Below are 17,531 nucleotides of genomic sequence, written 5' to 3' on the forward strand. Positions count from 1 at the left end.
CGCACCTTCTTGCCCGGGGCGGCCAAGCCTGCTAACCGGACGCGGATTTCCGTGAAGCGCGGGCGCGGCCCGCCGATCAGACAAGGTAAGACCATGGCCACCGAACGCACGCTTTCCATCATCAAGCCCGATGCCACCCGCCGCAACCTGACCGGCAAGATCAACGCCAAGTTCGAGGATGCGGGCCTGCGCATCGTCGCGCAGAAGCGCATCAAGCTGTCGGCCGAGCAGGCGGGCAAGTTCTACGAAGTTCACAAGGACCGCCCCTTCTACGGAGAACTGGTCGAGTTCATGGCCTCGGAACCGGTCGTCGTGCAGGTCCTGGAGGGCGAGAACGCCATCGCGAAGAACCGTGAAGTCATGGGCGCCACCAACCCGGCCAATGCAGACGAAGGCACGATCCGCAAGGAGTTCGCGCTGTCCATGGGCGAGAACTCGGTGCACGGCTCCGACGCCCCCGAGACCGCCAAGGAAGAGATCGCATTCTTCTTCTCGGGCCTCGAACTGGTCGGCTGAAGCCGCCAGGACGATGCGGACTGACCAAAAGGGGCCCTTCGCGGCCCCTTTCTTCTGGCGCGGCTGGCAGATGGCATCGGTTGCGGCAGCGTCGCGCAACGGCTATGCCCAGTTGCGACGCAACGATTTTTTTGGGGGAAGTGCCATGCGGGCATTCGTGTTTCCGGGGCAGGGGGCGCAAACGGTCGGCATGGGCCGCGAACTGGCCGAAGCCTGGCCTGCCGCGCGCGACGTCTTCGACGAGGTGGACGAGGCGCTGGGCGAAAACCTGTCCAAGCTGATCTGGGAAGGGGATGCCGACACGCTGACGCTGACGCGGAACGCGCAGCCGGCGCTGATGGCGACGTCCATCGCGGCCTTCCGCGCGATGGAAGCCGAAGGGATCAACATCCACGATGCCGACTTTGTCGCGGGTCATTCGCTGGGCGAATATTCGGCGCTCTGCGCGGCGGGGGCGCTGACCCTGTCCGACACCGCGCGCCTGCTGCGCCTGCGCGGGCAGGCCATGCAAGAGGCCGTGCCGGTGGGCGTCGGCGCGATGGCGGCGATCCTGGGCCTCGATTTCGAAACCGTGGACCGCATCGCCCGAGAGATCGGCGGCGACGAGGTCGTGCAGGCCGCCAACGACAACGATCCGGCGCAGGTCGTGATCTCGGGGCACAAGGATGCGGTCGAGGCCGCGGCCGAGGCGATGAAGGTCGCCGGCGCCAAGCGGGCGCTGATGCTGCCGGTGTCGGCGCCTTTCCATTCCGTGCTGATGCAGCCGGCGGCGGCGGTCATGGCCGATGCGCTGGCCGGGGTCGACATCCAGCCGCCCGCCGTGCCGCTGATCGCCAATGTCCGCGCCGAGGCGGTGATCGAGCCGGGCGCGATCCGGCGCCTGCTGGTCGAGCAGGTGACCGGAACCGTGCGCTGGCGCGAATCCGTCGCCAATATGGCCGAGGCCGGTGTGACCGAGTTCTGGGAGATCGGCGCGGGCAAGGCACTGTCCGGTATGATCAAGCGGATCACGAAGGATGCGACCGTGCGCAATGTCGGCATTCCGGCGGATGTCGCGGCGCTCAGGGGTTAACGCGGGTCGGGGCGCTGTCCCGAGTTCCGGGATACATGAAAAAGAAGAGGCTGGGATGTTCGATCTGACGGGAAAGACGGCGCTGGTGACTGGCGCCTCGGGTGGGATCGGCGGCGCGATCGCCGAGGCGCTGCATGGGGCGGGGGCGACCGTGACGCTGTCGGGCACGCGCGAGGCGCCGCTGCGCGAGCTGGCCGAGAAACTGGGCGACCGCGCGCATGTCGTGACCGCCAACCTGGGCGAGGCCGAGTCGCTGGCCGCGCTGCCCAAGGCGGCGACCGAGGCGATGGGATCGCTGGACATCCTGGTGAACAACGCCGGGATCACCCGCGACAACCTGTTCATGCGCATGTCGGACGAGGAATGGGCGCAGGTGCTGGATGTGAACCTGTCCAGCGTCTTCAAGCTGTCGCGCAGCGTCCTTCGAGGCATGATGAAGGCGCGCTGGGGGCGGATCGTCAACATCACCTCGGTCGTGGGGGCCACGGGCAATCCGGGGCAGGGCAACTATGCCGCCGCCAAGGCGGGGCTTGTCGGCATGTCGAAATCGCTGGCCTACGAGGTGGCAAGCCGCGGGATCACGGTGAACTGCGTGGCACCGGGCTTCATCGCGACGGCCATGACCGACAAGCTGAACGACGACCAGAAGGGCAAGATCCTGGGCCAGATCCCCGCCGGCCGGATGGGCAGCCCCGAGGAGATCGCCGCCGCCGTTCTCTATCTTTCCAGCCCCGAGGCGGGTTACGTCACCGGTGCCACCTTGCATGTCAATGGCGGGATGGCGATGATCTGACGGGCGCTGTCGCGGCGGCAACGCCCGGCAGGAATCGTTCCGAAAGCGGTTGCATGAGGGTTCGTGGGTGCTATATCCCCCGCTTTAGCAGCAGGGGAACCGCCCTGTGCTGAACCGGACCGCGTGTCCGCGCAAAACTTGGGCGGATGCCCGCGAGAATGAGGATATGACATGAGCGATATCGCTGATCGCGTGAAGAAGATCGTGGTCGAGCATCTGGGTGTCGATGAGGACAAGGTGGTCGAATCCGCTTCGTTCATCGACGATCTGGGCGCCGACAGCCTCGACACCGTCGAGCTGGTCATGGCTTTCGAGGAAGAGTTCGGGATCGAGATCCCCGACGACGCCGCCGAAACCATCCAGACCGTCGGCGACGCGGTGAACTTCATCAAGGGCGCGGTCTGACCCGAAGCCTTTTCGGCCGCGCGCGCTTTGCACGATGGCCAGACGGCGCCCCCAGCTCGGGAGGCGCCGTTTTTCATGGAAGTTGTCCCATGCGCCGGGTCCGTGGAACCCGAAGGCCAGGCACCTTGTTGTGGCGGCGAAACATCCGCAAAAAGGAGGCTTTCATGGCCGTGAACGTGAAGGGTCTTGAAGACAACGCCCGCAAGACTTCCATCGAGACGCTGAACGCCCGCGTGTCCGACAGCATCGCGTTGGGGCTGGCTGTCAAGCAGGCGCACTGGAACATGAAGGGGCCGAACTTCATCGCCGTTCACGAGTTCCTGGATGCCGTCCATGCACGCGTTCTGGCCCATACCGACGTCATGGCCGAGCGCGTGCAGATCCTGGACGGCCGCGCGATGGGAACGGTCGAGGTCGTGAAGGATTCGGTGACCCTGAAGCCCTATCCGACGGACGTGACCAAGGTGCAGGACCACCTGACCGAGCTGTGCGCCCGCATCCGCGACCATGGAGAGAAAGTGCGAAACGCCATCGACAGCACCGACGATGCCGGGGATGCCGATACCGCCGATCTGCTGACCGGCGTTTCTCGTGAACTGGACAAGGACCTGTGGTTCCTGGAGAGCCACCTGGAGTAACCGGCGCCCGACACGCCGCCACGACGGGCGCCTTCGGGCGCCCGTTTCCGTTTCAGCGGCCCAGCTTGGCGTGAACCTCGTCCAGGTCGACCTCGGCCAGGGGCATCTTGTTGTCGGGATCGTCGAAGTCGTAGCGGAACAGCTGGAAGTCGTCCTTGTAGATATCCCAGATCAGGTGGCGCGACAGGTCGTCGAAGTAATCGCTGACCTTGTGGGCGCGCTTGGGCCCGTGACCTTCCGATTCGTTGAACCGGGGCACCTCGGCCAGGTCCAGCGCCACGGGGGTGTCGGCCGCTGACAGGACCTGCGCCATCCCGTCGTTGAATGCCTCGGTGAAGAAGATGCGGTCGTAGCGGCCGCCGTTCACGATGAAGGTCGAGATGTGACCCGACATGGCCGACCAGTGGATGTCGGGGTCCATCGGCTTGCGAAAGCGGATGGTGTCCCGGGCGAACAGCAGGAAACGGCGAAAGCTGGCGACCTGGTCGAAGTCGAAGCCGTTTTCCGGGGTGCCGACGTCGATCCCGTAGCGCTGAACCAGCTGCGGCACCAGGTTGCCGCGATAGCGGCGGCCGTTGCGCTGGATGCCGGCGATCTTGTCGAAGAAGGACGACAGGATGCGCGCATAGGGGTTGCGGACGCAGGTGAAGGTCAGCGCGTCGCGCGACTGGACCGCACGCTCGATCGGGCCCTGGCTGTGATCCAGCGCCCATTTGTGCAGGCCCTTGCTTGCATCATGGATGTCGCCGTCGAAGAACCGGCCGTGGTCGGAATAGAACATGATCTGGCCGATGGTCGAACAGGCGCATTTCGGCACCACCCGATAAATCATGCTCTCGCTTTCGGTCATCCAGACGCCGGGAAACCCCATGTTGCATTCTCCGATACCGCGGCCTGCGAGGAAGTCGGGGTCGTCTCGCTTGTCCCGACGCTGAAATCAGCTACACACAAAGCAAAACGCAGCGACGAATTCAACGCCTTGTGACCAATTGCGTGGATTCGATGACCGGACAACGCGAGGCTCATGGCACGGATCGCCTTCATCCTGCTGACCCACAAGGACCCGCAGGGGGTCATCGACCAGGCAAGGCGGCTGACGGCGACGGGCGATTACGTGTCGATCCATTTCGACAAGCGCGCGCCCATGGCGATGTTCCAGCAGATCAAGGATGCGCTTGGCGACCATCCGGGCGTCGTCTTCGCCCCGCGCCGGCACAAGTGCGGCTGGGGCGAATGGTCGCTGGTTGCCGCCACGCTGGAGGCGCTGCGCGCGGCCGAGGCGGCGTTCCCCCAGGCCACGCATTTCTACATGTTGTCGGGCGACTGCATGCCCATCAAGTCGGCCGAGTTCGCGCGGGCATCCCTCGATGCCGAGGATTGCGACTTCATCGAAAGTCTCGACTTTTTCGACAGCGACTGGATCAAGACCGGCCTGAAGGAAGGGCGTCTGATCTATCGCCACTGGTTCAACGAGCGCAACCAGAAGTGGCTGTTCTACACCTGGGTCAACCTGCAGCAGCGATTCGGGCTGTCCCGAGAGGTTCCGCGCGACCTTCAGGTGATGATCGGATCGCAGTGGTGGTGCCTGCGCCGCCAGACGGTCGAGGCGATCCTCGACCTGATCCGCGAGCGCCCCGAGATCGTGCGGTTCTTCCGCACGACCTGGATCCCGGACGAGACGTTCTTCCAGACGCTGGTTGCCCATCTGGTGCCGCGCAAGCAGATCCGCACGCGGACGCTGACCTTTCTGATCTTCACCGACTACGGGATGCCGGTGGTCTTCTACAACGACCACTACGACCTGCTGCTGCGCCAGGATTACCTGTTCGCGCGCAAGATCAGCCCCGAAGCGCTGGAACTGCGCGAAAGGCTGGGCGCGCTATGGCAAAGCGCCGGCCTGGGCTTCCCGATTGCCGCCGAGGGGCGGCGGCTGTTCACATTCCTGACCGGGCGCGGGCGCATCGGCCGTCGCTTTGCCCCCCGGTTCTGGGAAGCCGACGGCAGTCTGGGCGCCGAGCGTGTCGTCCACATGATCGTCGCCAAGAAATGGCATGTCGCCAAGCGGCTGACGGCCGCGATCCGTCAGCACACGTCGGTTCCGGCAGTGGACTATGTCTTCAACGAACTGGATGCCAACCTGCCCGAGATGGGCCGCGTCGCGTCGTCGCTGAGCAAGCGCGAGCGGCACAGGCGCGCGCTGGTCAAGCTGCTCTTCGATCAGTTCGGGACCGACCGGCTGGTCTTCTGCGTTGACCCCTCGGCGCTGAGCCTGATCTCGGACTTCGAGCGGGACCGGGCCGAGACGCGGGTGCTGTTCGTCGAAAGCCGGTTCGACGACGACTATGTCCGCGGCCACATGGGCCGGATCGGCCTGGTCGGCGGCAATGCCTCCGCCGATGACGTGGCCCGGCTGCTGCCGATCATGCGCAGCGACCTGGAGCACGAGGCCGACCGCCTGAAGGAGGCGGGCTTTGCCCAGCTGTCGATCGTCTCGGACGCGGCACCGGCGGACCGCAATGCCACGGCGATCGCCGCATTCCTGGACCTGGACCGGGACGCGGCGGAGGAAATCGCCAACACCCTGCACCTGTTCACGGACTGAAAGAGGACGTCCCATGCCCTTCACCTATGACGACAGCAACATCTTCGCCCGCATCCTGCGCGGCGAGATCCCCTGCGACCGTGTGGCCGAGAACGACCACGCGCTGGCCTTCCGGGACATCGCGCCGAAGGTGCCCGTCCACGTGCTGGTGATCCCCAAGGGCAACTATGTCAGCTTCGACGACTTCGCGGCCAACGCCGGCGAGGGCGAGATCGCGGGCTTCATGCGGCTCTGCGCCGAGGTCTGCGCGGCCGAAGGCGTCGGGCTGGAGCAGGGGCAGGGGTTCCGGGTGATCAGCAACGCCGGTGCGCATGGGGTGCAGGAGGTGCCGCATTTCCACCTGCACATCATGGGTGGTGCGGTGATGGGTCCGATGATCGGCGCGCGCGGCTGACCCGCGCGGCGGGTCAGCCGCGGGTGAGTTCCACGAAGACGTCCTCGAGGTCCGGCTGCTCGGTCGCCACGTCGAGGATGGGGATGCCGGCCCCGCGCACCGCGTCGAGGATCTGGTCGGCGCGCAAGCGCGAGGGCGGATAGGTGATGGCCACCCGCCCGTCGGGGCGGCGCTCGTGCCGCACGCCTTCGGGCAGCGGGGGCAGCGTGACGGGGCCGCCCGTGTCCAGCACGAGCGTCTTGCCGTCGGTGCGCGACAGGAGGTCGCGGGTGTTCTGGCGGATGACCACCTCTCCGTGGTTGATGATGGCGATTTCGTCGCACATCTGCTCGGCCTCTTCGAGGTAATGCGTCGTCAGGATGATGGTCATGCCCTGGTCGTTCAGGCGGCGAACGTTGGCCCAGAGCATCTCCCGCAGGGTGATGTCGACGCCGGCCGTCGGTTCGTCCAGCACCAGGATCTGCGGGCGGTGGACCAGCGCCTTGGCCAGCAGCAGCCGCCGCTTCATGCCCCCCGACAGGTTCCTGGCATAAGCGTTGGCCTGGTCGGTCAGGCCGACCAGCGCCAGCAACTCGTCCGTCCAGCGTTCGGATTTCGGGACGCCGTAGAGGCCCGCCTGAACCTCGAGGCTGGCGCGGGGGGTGAAGAAGGGGTCCATGTTCAGCTCCTGCGGCATGACCCCGATGGCGGCGCGCGACTGGCGCGGGTTGCGGTCCTGGTCGAAGCCCCAGATGGTGACCTGGCCGGCCGTCTTGTTCACCAGCCCCGCCAGAATGTTGATCAGCGTCGACTTGCCTGCGCCGTTCGGACCCAGAAGGCCGAAGATGCTGCCCGCGCGGATCGTCAGGTCCACGCCCTTCAGCGCGTCCTTGGCGGGGGCATTGCCCTGCGCGGCATAGGTCTTGCGAAGGCCGGTGATCTGGATGGCGTCGGACATGGGATTTCCTTGCGGAGCTTGCGAAGGCAGGCGGCGCTGCGCTAATGGGGGTTAGACCAGATGATGCAAGCCGCCACAAGAAGGCCAGCCATGACGCAGCACGTGACGCCCGAGACGCCTCTGTCGACCGAAACGGGGATGGAGGCGCTGACCCGACCGGCCCCGGTGACCGAGGTCGTGACCCGCTGGCGCGTCAGCTGCGACGGCGACGACGCGGCAGGGCTGGGGCATCCGCGCGTGTGGCTGGCCATCGCGCCCGAGGCCGGGTTCGTCGACTGCGGATACTGCGACAAGCGCTTCGTCATCGACCGCGACCACGCCCACGACGACCACTGATCGCCCGCCTGTCCGCAGGGCGCGGGTCGAGCGCCCCCATCGAGGGGGCCCTCAACCCGGGGTGGCCTTGCCACCCTTGCCCGACCCGCCAGCCCGCGTGAACCGGCAGCGGTCCGAGCAGTAGCGCACGCTTTCCCAATCCCGCGCCATTTCCGTCGCCAGCTGAACGGCCGACTGCAGGCGGCGCATGTCTTCTGCGGCAGGTCCGACTTGCGGCGCATCGGCGGCATGGGCATCCTTTCGGCGGCTGGAAGATCCGGGGCGGGCGTGGCAAAAGACGCATGACAGCAGCAGGGAACAGGTGATCATGGACGACGCATTCGGCAACGGCTGTCATCTGCATCTGATCGACGGATCGGCCTTCATCTTCCGTGCCTATCACGCACTGCCGCCGCTGACGCGCAAGTCCGACGGCCTGCCGGTGGGTGCGGTCGCGGGGTTCTGCAACATGCTGTGGCGTTACGTGCAGACCGATGACGGTCACACCGCGCCGACCCATGCGGCGGTGATCTTCGACCATTCGTCGAAGACCTTCCGGAACGAGATCTACTCGGCCTACAAGGCCCATCGCCCCGAGCCGCCCGAGGACCTGCGCCCCCAGTTCCCGTTGACGCGCGAGGCGACCCGCGCCTTCAACATCGCCTGCATCGAGACCGAGGGTTTCGAGGCCGACGACATCATAGCAGCGCTTGCCTGCCGTGCGCGCGAGGCCGGCGGCAGCGCCACGATCATCAGCAGCGACAAGGACCTGATGCAGCTGATCGGCGACGGCGTGGACATGCTGGACCCGATCAAGAACAAGCTGATCGGCCCGGACGAGGTGTTCGAGAAGTTCGGCGTCGGGCCGGACCGTGTCGTGGACGTGCAGGCGCTGGCCGGCGACGCGGTCGACAACGTGCCGGGCGCGCCGGGCATCGGCATCAAGACCGCGGCCCTGCTGATCCAGGAATACGGCGACCTGGAGACGCTGCTGGCCAGCGCGTCCGAGATCAAGCAGCCCAAGCGCCGCCAGACGCTGATCGAGAACGCCGAGCAGATCCGCGTCTCGAAGCGGCTGGTCGAGCTGGACTGCAACACGCCGCTGGACTTCACGCTGGAGAGCCTGTCGGTGAAGGCGCCCCAGCCCGAGCGCCTGCTGGCCTTCCTGTCCGAGATGGAGTTCCGCACCCTGACGAACCGTGTGGCCGCGACCCTGGGCGCCGAGGCCCCGGTGATTCAGGCCGCGCCCGTCAGCGACGCGCCCGCCGCGCCCGAACTGCCGGCCATCGATACCGCCGCGTACGAGACCGTGACCACGGCCGAGGCTCTGGACGCCTGGATCGCGGCCATCCGAGAGGCCGGCGAGGTCGCCATCGACACCGAAACAACGGGCCTGGACGAGATGCAGGCGGATCTTGTCGGCCTGTCGCTTGCGGTGGCCCCGGGGCGGGCCTGTTATATCCCGGTGGGCCACGTGGCAGGCGGCGACGATCTTTTCGGGCAATCGGCGCGCGTGGACGGACAGCTGGACCTGCCGGTGGTGCTGGCGGCGCTGAAGCCGCTTCTGGAGGACAGGTCGATCCTGAAGATCGGCCAGAACCTGAAATACGACTGGAAGGTGCTGGCCCGCCACGGCGTCCGCATGGCCGCCCTGGTCGACACGATGCTGATGTCCTATGCGCTGAACGCGGGCACCCACAACCACGGCATGGACGAGCTGGCCGAACGCTACCTCGGCCACAAGTGCATCCCGATCAAGGACCTGATCGGGTCTGGCAAAAGCCAGATCCACTTCGGGCAGGTCGCCATCGACAACGCTGCCCCCTACGCGGCCGAGGATGCGGACGTCACGCTGCGCCTTTACCGGCATTTTGCGCCGATGCTGCCGGTCGAAAAGGTCTCGACCACCTATCACACGCTGGAACGGCCGATGATCCCCGTGCTGGCGCAGATGGAGATGGCGGGCGTGCGGATCGACACGGACGTTCTGAAGCGCATGTCGAACGCGTTCTCGCAGAAGATGGCGGGGTTGGAGGACGAGATCTATGGCCTTGCGGGCCAGAGCTTCAACATCGGCAGCCCCAAGCAGCTGGGGGAAATCCTGTTCGACAAGATGGGCCTTGCCGGCGGTAAGCAGGGCAAGACCGGCGCCTTTTCCACCAGCGCGGACGTGCTTGAGGACCTGGCCGCCGAAGGCCACGACCTGCCGGCCCGGGTGCTGGACTGGCGCCAGATCAGCAAGCTGAAATCGACCTATACGGACGCGCTGCCGACCTATCTGAACGCAGAGACCGGCCGCGTGCACACCTGCTATTCGATCACCGGGGCGCAGACCGGGCGGTTGTCATCGACCGATCCGAACCTGCAGAACATTCCAATCCGGACCGAGGAGGGCCGCCGCATCCGGCAGGCCTTCATCGCGCCCGAAGGCTACCGCATGGTCAGCCTGGACTACAGCCAGATCGAGCTGCGCATCCTGGCCCATGTGGCCGACATTCCGGCGCTGAAACAGGCGTTCCGCGAAGGGATCGACATCCACGCCATGACCGCCAGCCAGATGTTCGGCGTCCCGGTCGAGGGGATGGACCCGATGATCCGCCGCCAGGCCAAGGCGATCAACTTCGGCGTCATCTACGGCATCTCGGGGTTCGGCCTCTCGCGCAACCTGCGCATCCCGCGGGCCGAGGCGCAGAGCTTCATCGACACCTATTTCGAACGTTTTCCGGAAATCCGCGCCTATATGGACAAGACCGTCACGGATGCAAAGCGCGACGGCTTCGTGACGACCCTGTTCGGCCGGCGGATCAACACGCCGGGCATCAACCAGTCCGGACCTGCCGCCGGCGGTGCCCGCCGTGCCGCGATCAACGCGCCGATCCAGGGCGCGGCGGCCGACATCATCCGCCGCGCGATGATCCGCATGCCCGACGCCATCGCCGACCTGCCCGCGCGGATGCTGCTGCAGGTGCATGACGAACTGGTCTTCGAGGTGCAGGAGGATGCGGTGGACGCGCTGATCGACCGCGCGCGTGCCGTCATGGAGGGCGCTGCCGAACCCTCGCTGCGCCTTTCGGTCCCGTTGGTCGTGGACGCGGGCCAAGGCGCCAACTGGGCCGAGGCGCACTGAGCCGAAACGGCCCCGGCGCGCTTCAGACCGCCACCGAATGTCCGCCCTGGGGCGCGGCATAGGCATCCAGCGCCTGTGCGATCAGCCGCGTCAGGGGGCGACCCTCGGGCGTGATCTGCAGCGCCTCGTTGCTTTGCCGCAGGGCAGGGCCGAAGCGCTGCAGGACGGGCCGGAACAGCGCCGACTGCGCGTCGGGCGACAGGTCGAAACGGCGGGTGATCTCGGCCATGTCGATGCGGAAATCGCACATCAGCGCCTCGATCATCCGGCCGCGACAGGCGTCCTCGGCAGTGAAGGCATGGCCGCGCGTCACCGGGATGCGCCCGTCGCGCACCGCTGCCGTATAGACGCCCGTCGCGGGGGCGTTCTGCGCATAGCCCTGCGGATAGCGAGAGATCGACGAAGCCCCCAGCCCGATCAGCACCTCGGCCGGATCGTCGGTATAGCCCTGGAAATTCCGCCGCAGCCGACCCTCGGCCGCCGCGCGGGCCAGTCCGTCCTGCGGTCGTGCGAAATGGTCGATCCCGATCGCTTGGAAGCCGTCGCCCCGGAACAGGTCGGACGCGGCATCGAACAGCGACAGCCGCGCCTCTCCCTCGGGCAGCGCGTCGCCGGGGATCATCACCTGCCGCTTGGACATCCACGGGACATGGGCATAGCCGTAAAGGGCGATGCGATCTGGCGACAGTGCCAGCACCTTCTGCACCGTGTCCGCGATGCGTGGCAGGGTCTGGTGGGGCAGGCCATAGAGGATGTCGGCGTTCAGCCCGGCGATGCCGTGACCGCGAATCAGGTCCACCGCCTCTGCCGTCATCTCGAAGCTTTGCGGGCGGCCGATCGTCTCCTGAATCTGCGGGTCGAAGTCCTGGATGCCGATCGAGGCGCGGGTCATTCCCGCCGCCGCCAGCGCGGCCATGCGGGGTGCGTCGATCTCGGACGGGTCGATCTCGACCGAGAACTCGCCGCCTTCCTCCAGCGGGAACAGGTTGAAGACCGCGCCGGCCAGCTGGCAGATCAGATCGGGCGTCAGCAGCGTCGGCGTGCCGCCACCCCAGTGCAGGCGCGACAACCCGATGCGTGGCGCCAGGCGGTGGCGCAGGGCCAGCAACTCCGACCGCAGGGTCGCGACATAGGCGCGCACCGGGTCCATGCTCTGGGTGCCCTGGGTGCGGCAGGCGCAGAACCAGCACAGCCGCCGGCAGAACGGGATGTGGATATACAGCGAGATCTTCGCCCCCTCGGGCACGGCCATCATCCATCCGCCGACAAGGTCGGCGCCCATGGCCTTGAACTGCGTCGCCGGCGGATAGCTGGTATAGCGCGGCGCACAGGCCTGAAACAGACCGGCACGCCTGAGTTGCGAAATATGCTCCATGCGCCTATCCTTGAAGCAAGATGCGACCGCCTTCCTTGACCCAGATCAAGCCCGGACAGACGGGCACGGCAACGCATGAGGACATGCGCTGCACGGACTGTCCGATTCGCTATCGGGCAGTGTGCGCGCATTGCGAAGGCGAAGAGCTGACGAATCTGGAACAGATCAAGTTCTATCGCAGCTACGAGTCCGGCCAGGCGATCGTCTGGGAGGGCGATCGGATGGACTTTGTCGCATCGGTCGTGACCGGGGTGGCGTCGCTGACCCAGACGCTGGAGGACGGGCGCACGCAGATGGTGGGCCTGCTGCTGCCAAGCGATTTCCTGGGCCGCCCGGGCCGCCACGAGGCGGCCTATAACGCCACGGCGGCGACCAAGGTCGTGCTGTGCTGTTTCCGGCGCAAGCCGTTCGACCAGATGATGCGCCAGACGCCGCACCTGGCCCATCGCCTGCTGGAAATGACCCTGGACGAGTTGGACGCGGCTCGCGAATGGATGCTGCTTCTGGGACGCAAGACAGCGCGGGAAAAGATAGCGTCCTTCATCTCCATCATCGCGCGTCGTCAGGCGGCGCTGCACAAGCGGCAGCCCGGCGGCCGCATGGTGCTGGACCTGCCGCTGACGCGAGAGGCGATGTCGGACTATCTGGGCCTGACGATCGAAACCGTCAGCCGCCAGATGACGGCGCTGAAGCGCGACGGGGTGATCGAATTGCAGGGGAAGCGCGGCGTGATCCTGCCGGACTTCGCCCGCCTGGTCGAGGAATCGGGTGACGATTCCGACGGCGGCCTGCCCGCCTGACCCTTTCCATCCCGCGTCACGGCTGCTAACCGGGCGCTTCCCGGTCGCAGCCTACCCGGGTCACAAAAACAAGGGTCACAGAATGAAAACCACTCTCGTCTGCTCGGGCGGGCTCGATTCCGTCTCGCTTGCCCAAGTGCTGGCAGCGGAAGGGCGGCTCTCGCGCATCGTCAGCTTCGATTACGGCCAGCGCCACCGGAAGGAGCTGGAATTCGCCGCCGCCTGCGCCGGGCGCCTGGGGGTGCCCTTCCACCTGGTCGACCTGTCGGGTCTGGGCGCGGCGCTGTCGGGGTCGGCGCTGACCGACGATGTCGCGGTGCCTGACGGCCACTATGCCGAAGACACCATGCGCGTCACGGTGGTGCCCAATCGCAACGCGATCATGCTGACGATCGCCTTCGGCATCGCCGCCGCCAATGGAGACACGGCCGTCGCGGCGGCGGTGCATGGGGGCGATCACTTCATCTATCCCGACTGCCGGCCCGCCTTCACCGATGCCTTCGGCGCCATGCAGCGGGCGGCGCTGGACGGCTATGCCGATGTGGCACTGCACGTGCCCTTCGTGCGCGCCACCAAGGCCGATATCGTGACGGCGGGGGCCGCGGCCGGCGCGCCCTTCGCAGAGACCTGGTCCTGCTACAAGGGCGGGGATCTGCACTGCGGACGCTGCGGCACCTGCGTCGAGCGGCGCGAGGCGTTTCACCTGGCGGGCGTCGCCGACCCCACGGATTACGAGGACCGGGTTTTCTGGTGTGCCGCCGTGGCCGCCCATGTGGCAGGGGGCGCGTGATGTTTCGGATCACCAAAGAGTTCCACTTCAGCGCTTCGCACCGGCTGGACCATCTGGCGCCGGACCATCAATGCGCGCGGCTGCACGGCCATAACTATATCGTCGTGGTCGAACTGGCGGCGGCCGGCCTGAATTCCGACGGCTTCGTGCGCGATTATCACGAGCTGGCGCCGCTGAAGGACCACATCGACGGCACGTTCGACCACCGGCACCTGAACGACGTGCTGGACGGGCCCACCACGGCCGAGAACCTGGCGCGGCATTTCTTCCAGTGGAGCCGCGCGCGCTGGCCAGAGGTCAGCGCCGTCAGGGTCAGCGAGACGCCGAAGACCTGGGCGGAGTTCCGGCCATGAGCCGGCTGCGCATCGCGGAGATCTTTGGCCCCACGATCCAGGGCGAGGGCGCGCTGATTGGCCAGCCCACGGTCTTCGTCCGCGCGGGCGGCTGCGACTATCGCTGCGCGTGGTGCGATTCGCTGCACGCTGTGGACAGCCGCTTCCGCGACAGCTGGGCCCCGATGGAGGCGCCAGAGGTCTGGGCGCGGGTGCGCGAGCTGTCGGCCGGGCGGCCGCTGACCGTGTCGATCTCGGGCGGCAACCCGGCGATTCAGGACTTCGGGCCGTTGATCGAACTGGGGCGGATCGAGGGGTACAGGTTCGCGCTGGAAACCCAGGGCTCGATCGCCCGAGACTGGTTCGTCGGGCTGGAGATGCTGGTCCTGAGCCCGAAGCCGCCGTCCAGCGGCGAGCGTGCGGACTGGGCGGCGTTTGAGGCCTGCGTCGCGGCGGGGGCGAGGCAGACGGCGCTGAAGATCGTGATCTTCGACGACCAAGACTATGCCTGGGCGCAGGAGGTGGCGGGACGCTATCCCGACCTGCCGCTGTATCTGCAGCCCGGCAACCCGGAGGTCGATCCCGAGGTGCCGGTGGCGGCGCAGGACGTCGCGGACCGGGTCCTCTGGCTGGTAGGCAAGGTCTGCGCCGACGGCTGGTTCGCCGCACACGTCCTGCCCCAGCTGCACGTGATGCTGTGGGGCAACAAGCGCGGGGTGTGATTGCGTCCCGCGACGCCGGGGGGACTGGCGGTCCCCCCGCACCCCCCTGCGCGTCGCGCCGGCCTTCAGCGGGCCATGAACACCGGCACGCGGGCCTGTCCCAGCATGTTGCGCGTGGCGCCGCCGAGGATCGCCTGCCGCAGCCGCGAGTGACCGTAGGCGCCCATCACCACCAGATCGGCGCCGATCTCGGTTGCGCGGCGGTTGATCTCGGCGCTGATGGTCGGCGCGGTGCGGGCGAGGATCGCGATCTCGGCCCGCACCCCGTGGCGGGTCAGCATCTGCGTCAGCGCACCGCCGGGATCCGAGCGTTCGGGCCCGCTGCTGCCGGGGTCGATGCAGGTCACCTCGACCGCTCGTGCCGCCTGCAGAAGGGGCAGGGCGCGGCGTATGGCGGCCAGTGCCTCGGACGACTGGTTCCAGGCCACGAGGACGCGCTGCGGCGGCAGTGCCGGTGTCTCTGCCTTGGGAAGGACGAGGATCGGGCAGGACCCCTCGAAGAGCGCGGCCTCGGTAATGGTTTCCGCGTCGCCCGGCTGTCCGTCGGCATAGGGGCTGGCCAGGACCGTCAGGTCCGAGAACCGCGCGCGCAGCCCGACAAGCCCCGCGATGCTGCCCGATTGCGCGACCGCCGATTCGGTGGCCCAGCAGAGGTCGGAGGCGCTGGCCATGTGCTGACGCACCCGAGCCTGAAGCGTTTCGGCATCCGTCATCGCGGTGTCGATCGCTTCTTGCAGGCCATAGGCCGCGCCGCCGGGGAAGTAGTAGCCGGGCTGGCTGTGGTCGACCCCCAGGCAGAGAATATCCAGATGCGCATCCTGCGATGCCGCCAGCGCGGCGGCTGCCTCCAGCTGCGCCATCTGGCCGGGGTGGCTGATAACGGTCAGGATCGTCTTGTAGGCCATGGTCGCCTCCGTGGTGTCTGATGGGCCGATGCTGCGTCTGCGCGTGACGACACGCCTTGATCAGGATCAACCGGACCTTGACGCAGATCAAGGCTCGTGCCGCGCCCGGCGCCTATTTCCGGCCCATCGACAGCCCCTGACGCCGATTCGCCGGCCGATAGGCTGAAACCGGAACGCGAGGCTTTTGGGCACGGGGACGCCATGTGGAATTACGTGAAACTTATCGGACTGGGCGGCGTGGCCCTGTTCGCCGCGATCGGGGCCAACCTGGCCCGCGACCCGGCCTACATGGTCAACGCGCTGACGGTCATGCTGGTGGCGGGCGGCCTGTTCCTGTGGACGCTGCGCCGCATCGATGAGCCGGTGCCGGTCGTCAATGCGAACCAATACCTCGACGGTCCCGTGCGCTTCGGCGTCGTGGCGACCGTTCTCTGGGGAGTCGTGGGCTTTCTGGTGGGCACCTTCATCGCCTTCCAGCTGGCCTTTCCGTCGCTGAACCTGTCGGACCTGACGCAGGGCTACCTGAACTTCGGAAAGCTGCGTCCGCTGCACACCAGCGCGGTGATCTTCGCCTTCGGCGGCAACGCGCTGATCGCGACCAGCTTCTATGTCGTTCAGCGGACATCGGCGGCGCGGCTCTGGGGCGGCAACGCGGCGTGGTTCGTGTTCTGGGGCTACAACCTGTTCATCGTGCTGGCCGCGACCGGATATATCCTGGGGGCGACGCAGTCCAAGGAATATGCCGAGCCGGAATGGTATGTCGACCTGTGGCTGACCATCGTCTGGCTGGTCTACCTTGCCGTCTTCCTGGGCACGATCATCAAGCGTCGCGAGCCGCATATCTATGTCGCCAACTGGTTCTACCTGGCCTTCATCGTGACCATCGCGATGCTGCATGTGGTGAACAACCTGTCGGTCCCGGTCAGCATCTGGGGCAGCAAGTCCGTGCAGGTGTTCAGCGGCGTGCAGGACGCGATGGTGCAGTGGTGGTACGGCCACAACGCCGTCGGCTTCTTCCTGACGGCGGGCTTTCTGGGGATGATGTACTACTTCATCCCCAAGCAGGCCGAGCGCCCGGTCTATTCCTATAAGCTGTCGATCATCCACTTCTGGGCGCTGATCTTCCTCTATATATGGGCGGGTCCGCACCACCTGCACTACACCGCACTGCCCGAATGGGCCGCGACGCTTGGGATGGTGTTCTCGATCATGCTGTGGATGCCCAGCTGGGGCGGCATGATCAACGGCCTGATGACGCTGTCGGGCGCTTGGGACAAGCTGCGCACCGACCCGATCATCCGCATGATGGTCGTCGCGGTGGGCTTTTACGGCATGGCGACCTTTGAAGGGCCGATGATGTCGATCAAGTCCGTGAACAGCCTGTCGCACTATACCGACTGGACCATCGGGCATGTCCATTCCGGCGCCTTGGGCTGGAACGGGATGATCACCTTCGGCGCGCTCTATTACCTGACGCCGCGGCTCTGGGGGCGCGAGCGGCTCTACAGCCTGTCGCTGGTCAGCTGGCACTTCTGGTTGGCGACGATCGGGATCGTCCTCTACGCCAGTTCGATGTGGGTGACCGGCATCATGGAGGGGCTGATGTGGCGCGAGGTCGACCAGAACGGCTTCCTTGTCAACGCCTTCGCCGACACCGTCGCCGCCAAGTTCCCGATGTACGTGGTGCGCGGGCTGGGTGGAGTCCTGTATCTGGCGGGCGGCATCATCATGGCCTGGAACCTGTGGGCGACCGTCGCCCGGCAGCCTCGGGCCGCCGCCGCCACTATCGCCGTTCCGGCCGAATAAGG

18 protein-coding genes and 1 pseudogene are annotated in these 17,531 nt (G+C 66.7%); 14 read left to right on the forward strand and 5 right to left on the reverse strand.

Annotated features, from left to right (window positions below; genetic code table 11):
* Window positions 1-93: 93 nt before the first annotated feature.
* The 5 genes from ndk to dps all read left to right on the forward strand — a co-directional run bounded on the left by ndk (window position 94) and on the right by dps (window position 3,424).
* Entirely contained in the window at window positions 94-516 is a 423-nt protein-coding gene (ndk, locus tag OC159_RS00420; protein ID WP_265499179.1) for a nucleoside-diphosphate kinase, read from the forward strand.
* A 145-nt stretch (window positions 517-661) separates the two neighbouring features.
* Window positions 662-1,588, forward strand: coding sequence for an ACP S-malonyltransferase (gene fabD / locus OC159_RS00425; protein WP_265499180.1), 927 nt, complete (start codon window positions 662-664; stop codon window positions 1,586-1,588).
* Between the two features lie 55 nt (window positions 1,589-1,643).
* A complete protein-coding gene (gene fabG / locus OC159_RS00430; protein WP_265499181.1) occupies window positions 1,644-2,381 on the forward strand; it encodes a 3-oxoacyl-ACP reductase FabG in 738 nt (245 codons plus the stop codon).
* A 171-nt stretch (window positions 2,382-2,552) separates the two neighbouring features.
* The gene (locus OC159_RS00435) at window positions 2,553-2,786 is read left to right on the forward strand and encodes an acyl carrier protein (RefSeq protein ID WP_111299847.1); all 234 of its coding nucleotides are present in this window, start codon (window positions 2,553-2,555) and stop codon (window positions 2,784-2,786) included.
* Between the two features lie 89 nt (window positions 2,787-2,875).
* Window positions 2,876-3,424 carry a DNA starvation/stationary phase protection protein Dps gene (gene dps, locus OC159_RS00440; protein ID WP_265499182.1) on the forward strand — a complete coding sequence of 183 codons (549 nt, stop codon included), beginning with the start codon at window positions 2,876-2,878 and terminating at the stop codon, window positions 3,422-3,424.
* Window positions 3,425-3,476: 52 nt separating this feature from the next.
* On the opposite strand, the gene OC159_RS00445 is transcribed toward dps, so the two are convergent.
* The gene (locus OC159_RS00445; protein WP_265499183.1) at window positions 3,477-4,295 is read right to left on the reverse strand and encodes a sulfotransferase family protein; all 819 of its coding nucleotides are present in this window, start codon (window positions 4,293-4,295) and stop codon (window positions 3,477-3,479) included.
* A 153-nt stretch (window positions 4,296-4,448) separates the two neighbouring features.
* On the opposite strand from OC159_RS00445, the gene OC159_RS00450 reads away from it, so the two are divergent.
* Both OC159_RS00450 and OC159_RS00455 read left to right on the forward strand, forming a co-directional pair.
* Window positions 4,449-6,026, forward strand: a complete 1,578-nt coding sequence (locus tag OC159_RS00450) for a DUF5928 domain-containing protein (RefSeq protein ID WP_265499184.1) — start codon at window positions 4,449-4,451, stop codon at window positions 6,024-6,026.
* 13 nt (window positions 6,027-6,039) lie between these two features.
* Window positions 6,040-6,420, forward strand: coding sequence for an HIT domain-containing protein (locus tag OC159_RS00455; protein ID WP_265499185.1), 381 nt, complete (start codon window positions 6,040-6,042; stop codon window positions 6,418-6,420).
* Between the two features lie 13 nt (window positions 6,421-6,433).
* Here OC159_RS00455 and OC159_RS00460 read toward each other — a convergent pair whose 3' ends face one another.
* Window positions 6,434-7,357 (reverse strand): ABC transporter ATP-binding protein, encoded by a 924-nt coding sequence (locus tag OC159_RS00460; RefSeq protein WP_265499186.1) that lies wholly within the window; start codon window positions 7,355-7,357, stop codon window positions 6,434-6,436.
* 147 nt (window positions 7,358-7,504) lie between these two features.
* On the opposite strand from OC159_RS00460, the gene OC159_RS00465 reads away from it, so the two are divergent.
* Window positions 7,505-7,693, forward strand: coding sequence for a zinc-finger domain-containing protein (locus OC159_RS00465; protein WP_265499417.1), 189 nt, complete (start codon window positions 7,505-7,507; stop codon window positions 7,691-7,693).
* 153 nt (window positions 7,694-7,846) lie between these two features.
* Here OC159_RS00465 and OC159_RS20050 read toward each other — a convergent pair.
* A pseudogene (locus OC159_RS20050) lies at window positions 7,847-7,929 on the reverse strand (DUF2256 domain-containing protein); the annotation flags it as partial.
* Window positions 7,930-8,000: 71 nt separating this feature from the next.
* Here OC159_RS20050 and polA point away from each other — a divergent pair.
* On the forward strand, window positions 8,001-10,799 hold the full coding sequence (polA, locus tag OC159_RS00475) for a DNA polymerase I (protein WP_265499187.1): 2,799 nt from the start codon (window positions 8,001-8,003) through the stop codon (window positions 10,797-10,799).
* A gap of 22 nt (window positions 10,800-10,821) precedes the next feature.
* On the opposite strand, the gene hemN is transcribed toward polA, so the two are convergent.
* Window positions 10,822-12,174, reverse strand: coding sequence for an oxygen-independent coproporphyrinogen III oxidase (gene hemN, locus OC159_RS00480; RefSeq protein WP_265499188.1), 1,353 nt, complete (start codon window positions 12,172-12,174; stop codon window positions 10,822-10,824).
* 35 nt (window positions 12,175-12,209) lie between these two features.
* On the opposite strand from hemN, the gene fnrL reads away from it, so the two are divergent.
* From fnrL to queE, 4 genes are all read left to right on the forward strand, one after another.
* The gene (gene fnrL / locus OC159_RS00485) at window positions 12,210-12,974 is read left to right on the forward strand and encodes a transcriptional regulator FnrL (RefSeq protein WP_407674031.1); all 765 of its coding nucleotides are present in this window, start codon (window positions 12,210-12,212) and stop codon (window positions 12,972-12,974) included.
* A gap of 82 nt (window positions 12,975-13,056) precedes the next feature.
* Window positions 13,057-13,764, forward strand: coding sequence for a 7-cyano-7-deazaguanine synthase QueC (gene queC, locus OC159_RS00490; protein ID WP_265499189.1), 708 nt, complete (start codon window positions 13,057-13,059; stop codon window positions 13,762-13,764).
* Window positions 13,764-14,117 (forward strand): 6-pyruvoyl trahydropterin synthase family protein, encoded by a 354-nt coding sequence (locus OC159_RS00495; protein WP_265499190.1) that lies wholly within the window; start codon window positions 13,764-13,766, stop codon window positions 14,115-14,117. Before queC ends, OC159_RS00495 begins: the two co-directional genes overlap by 1 nt.
* Window positions 14,114-14,818, forward strand: a complete 705-nt coding sequence (gene queE, locus OC159_RS00500) for a 7-carboxy-7-deazaguanine synthase QueE (RefSeq protein WP_265499191.1) — start codon at window positions 14,114-14,116, stop codon at window positions 14,816-14,818. Before OC159_RS00495 ends, queE begins: the two co-directional genes overlap by 4 nt.
* A gap of 65 nt (window positions 14,819-14,883) precedes the next feature.
* Here the strand turns inward: queE and OC159_RS00505 are convergent, their stop codons facing one another.
* Window positions 14,884-15,723: a universal stress protein gene (locus tag OC159_RS00505; RefSeq protein ID WP_265499192.1), complete on the reverse strand. Its 840-nt coding sequence runs from the start codon at window positions 15,721-15,723 to the stop codon at window positions 14,884-14,886.
* 201 nt (window positions 15,724-15,924) lie between these two features.
* On the opposite strand from OC159_RS00505, the gene ccoN reads away from it, so the two are divergent.
* Window positions 15,925-17,529 (forward strand): cytochrome-c oxidase, cbb3-type subunit I, encoded by a 1,605-nt coding sequence (gene ccoN / locus OC159_RS00510; protein WP_265499193.1) that lies wholly within the window; start codon window positions 15,925-15,927, stop codon window positions 17,527-17,529.
* Window positions 17,530-17,531: the final 2 nt, after the last annotated feature.

Origin of the sequence: Paracoccus beibuensis, assembly GCF_026162625.1 — a bacterium.
Lineage (GTDB): Bacteria > Pseudomonadota > Alphaproteobacteria > Rhodobacterales > Rhodobacteraceae > Paracoccus > Paracoccus beibuensis.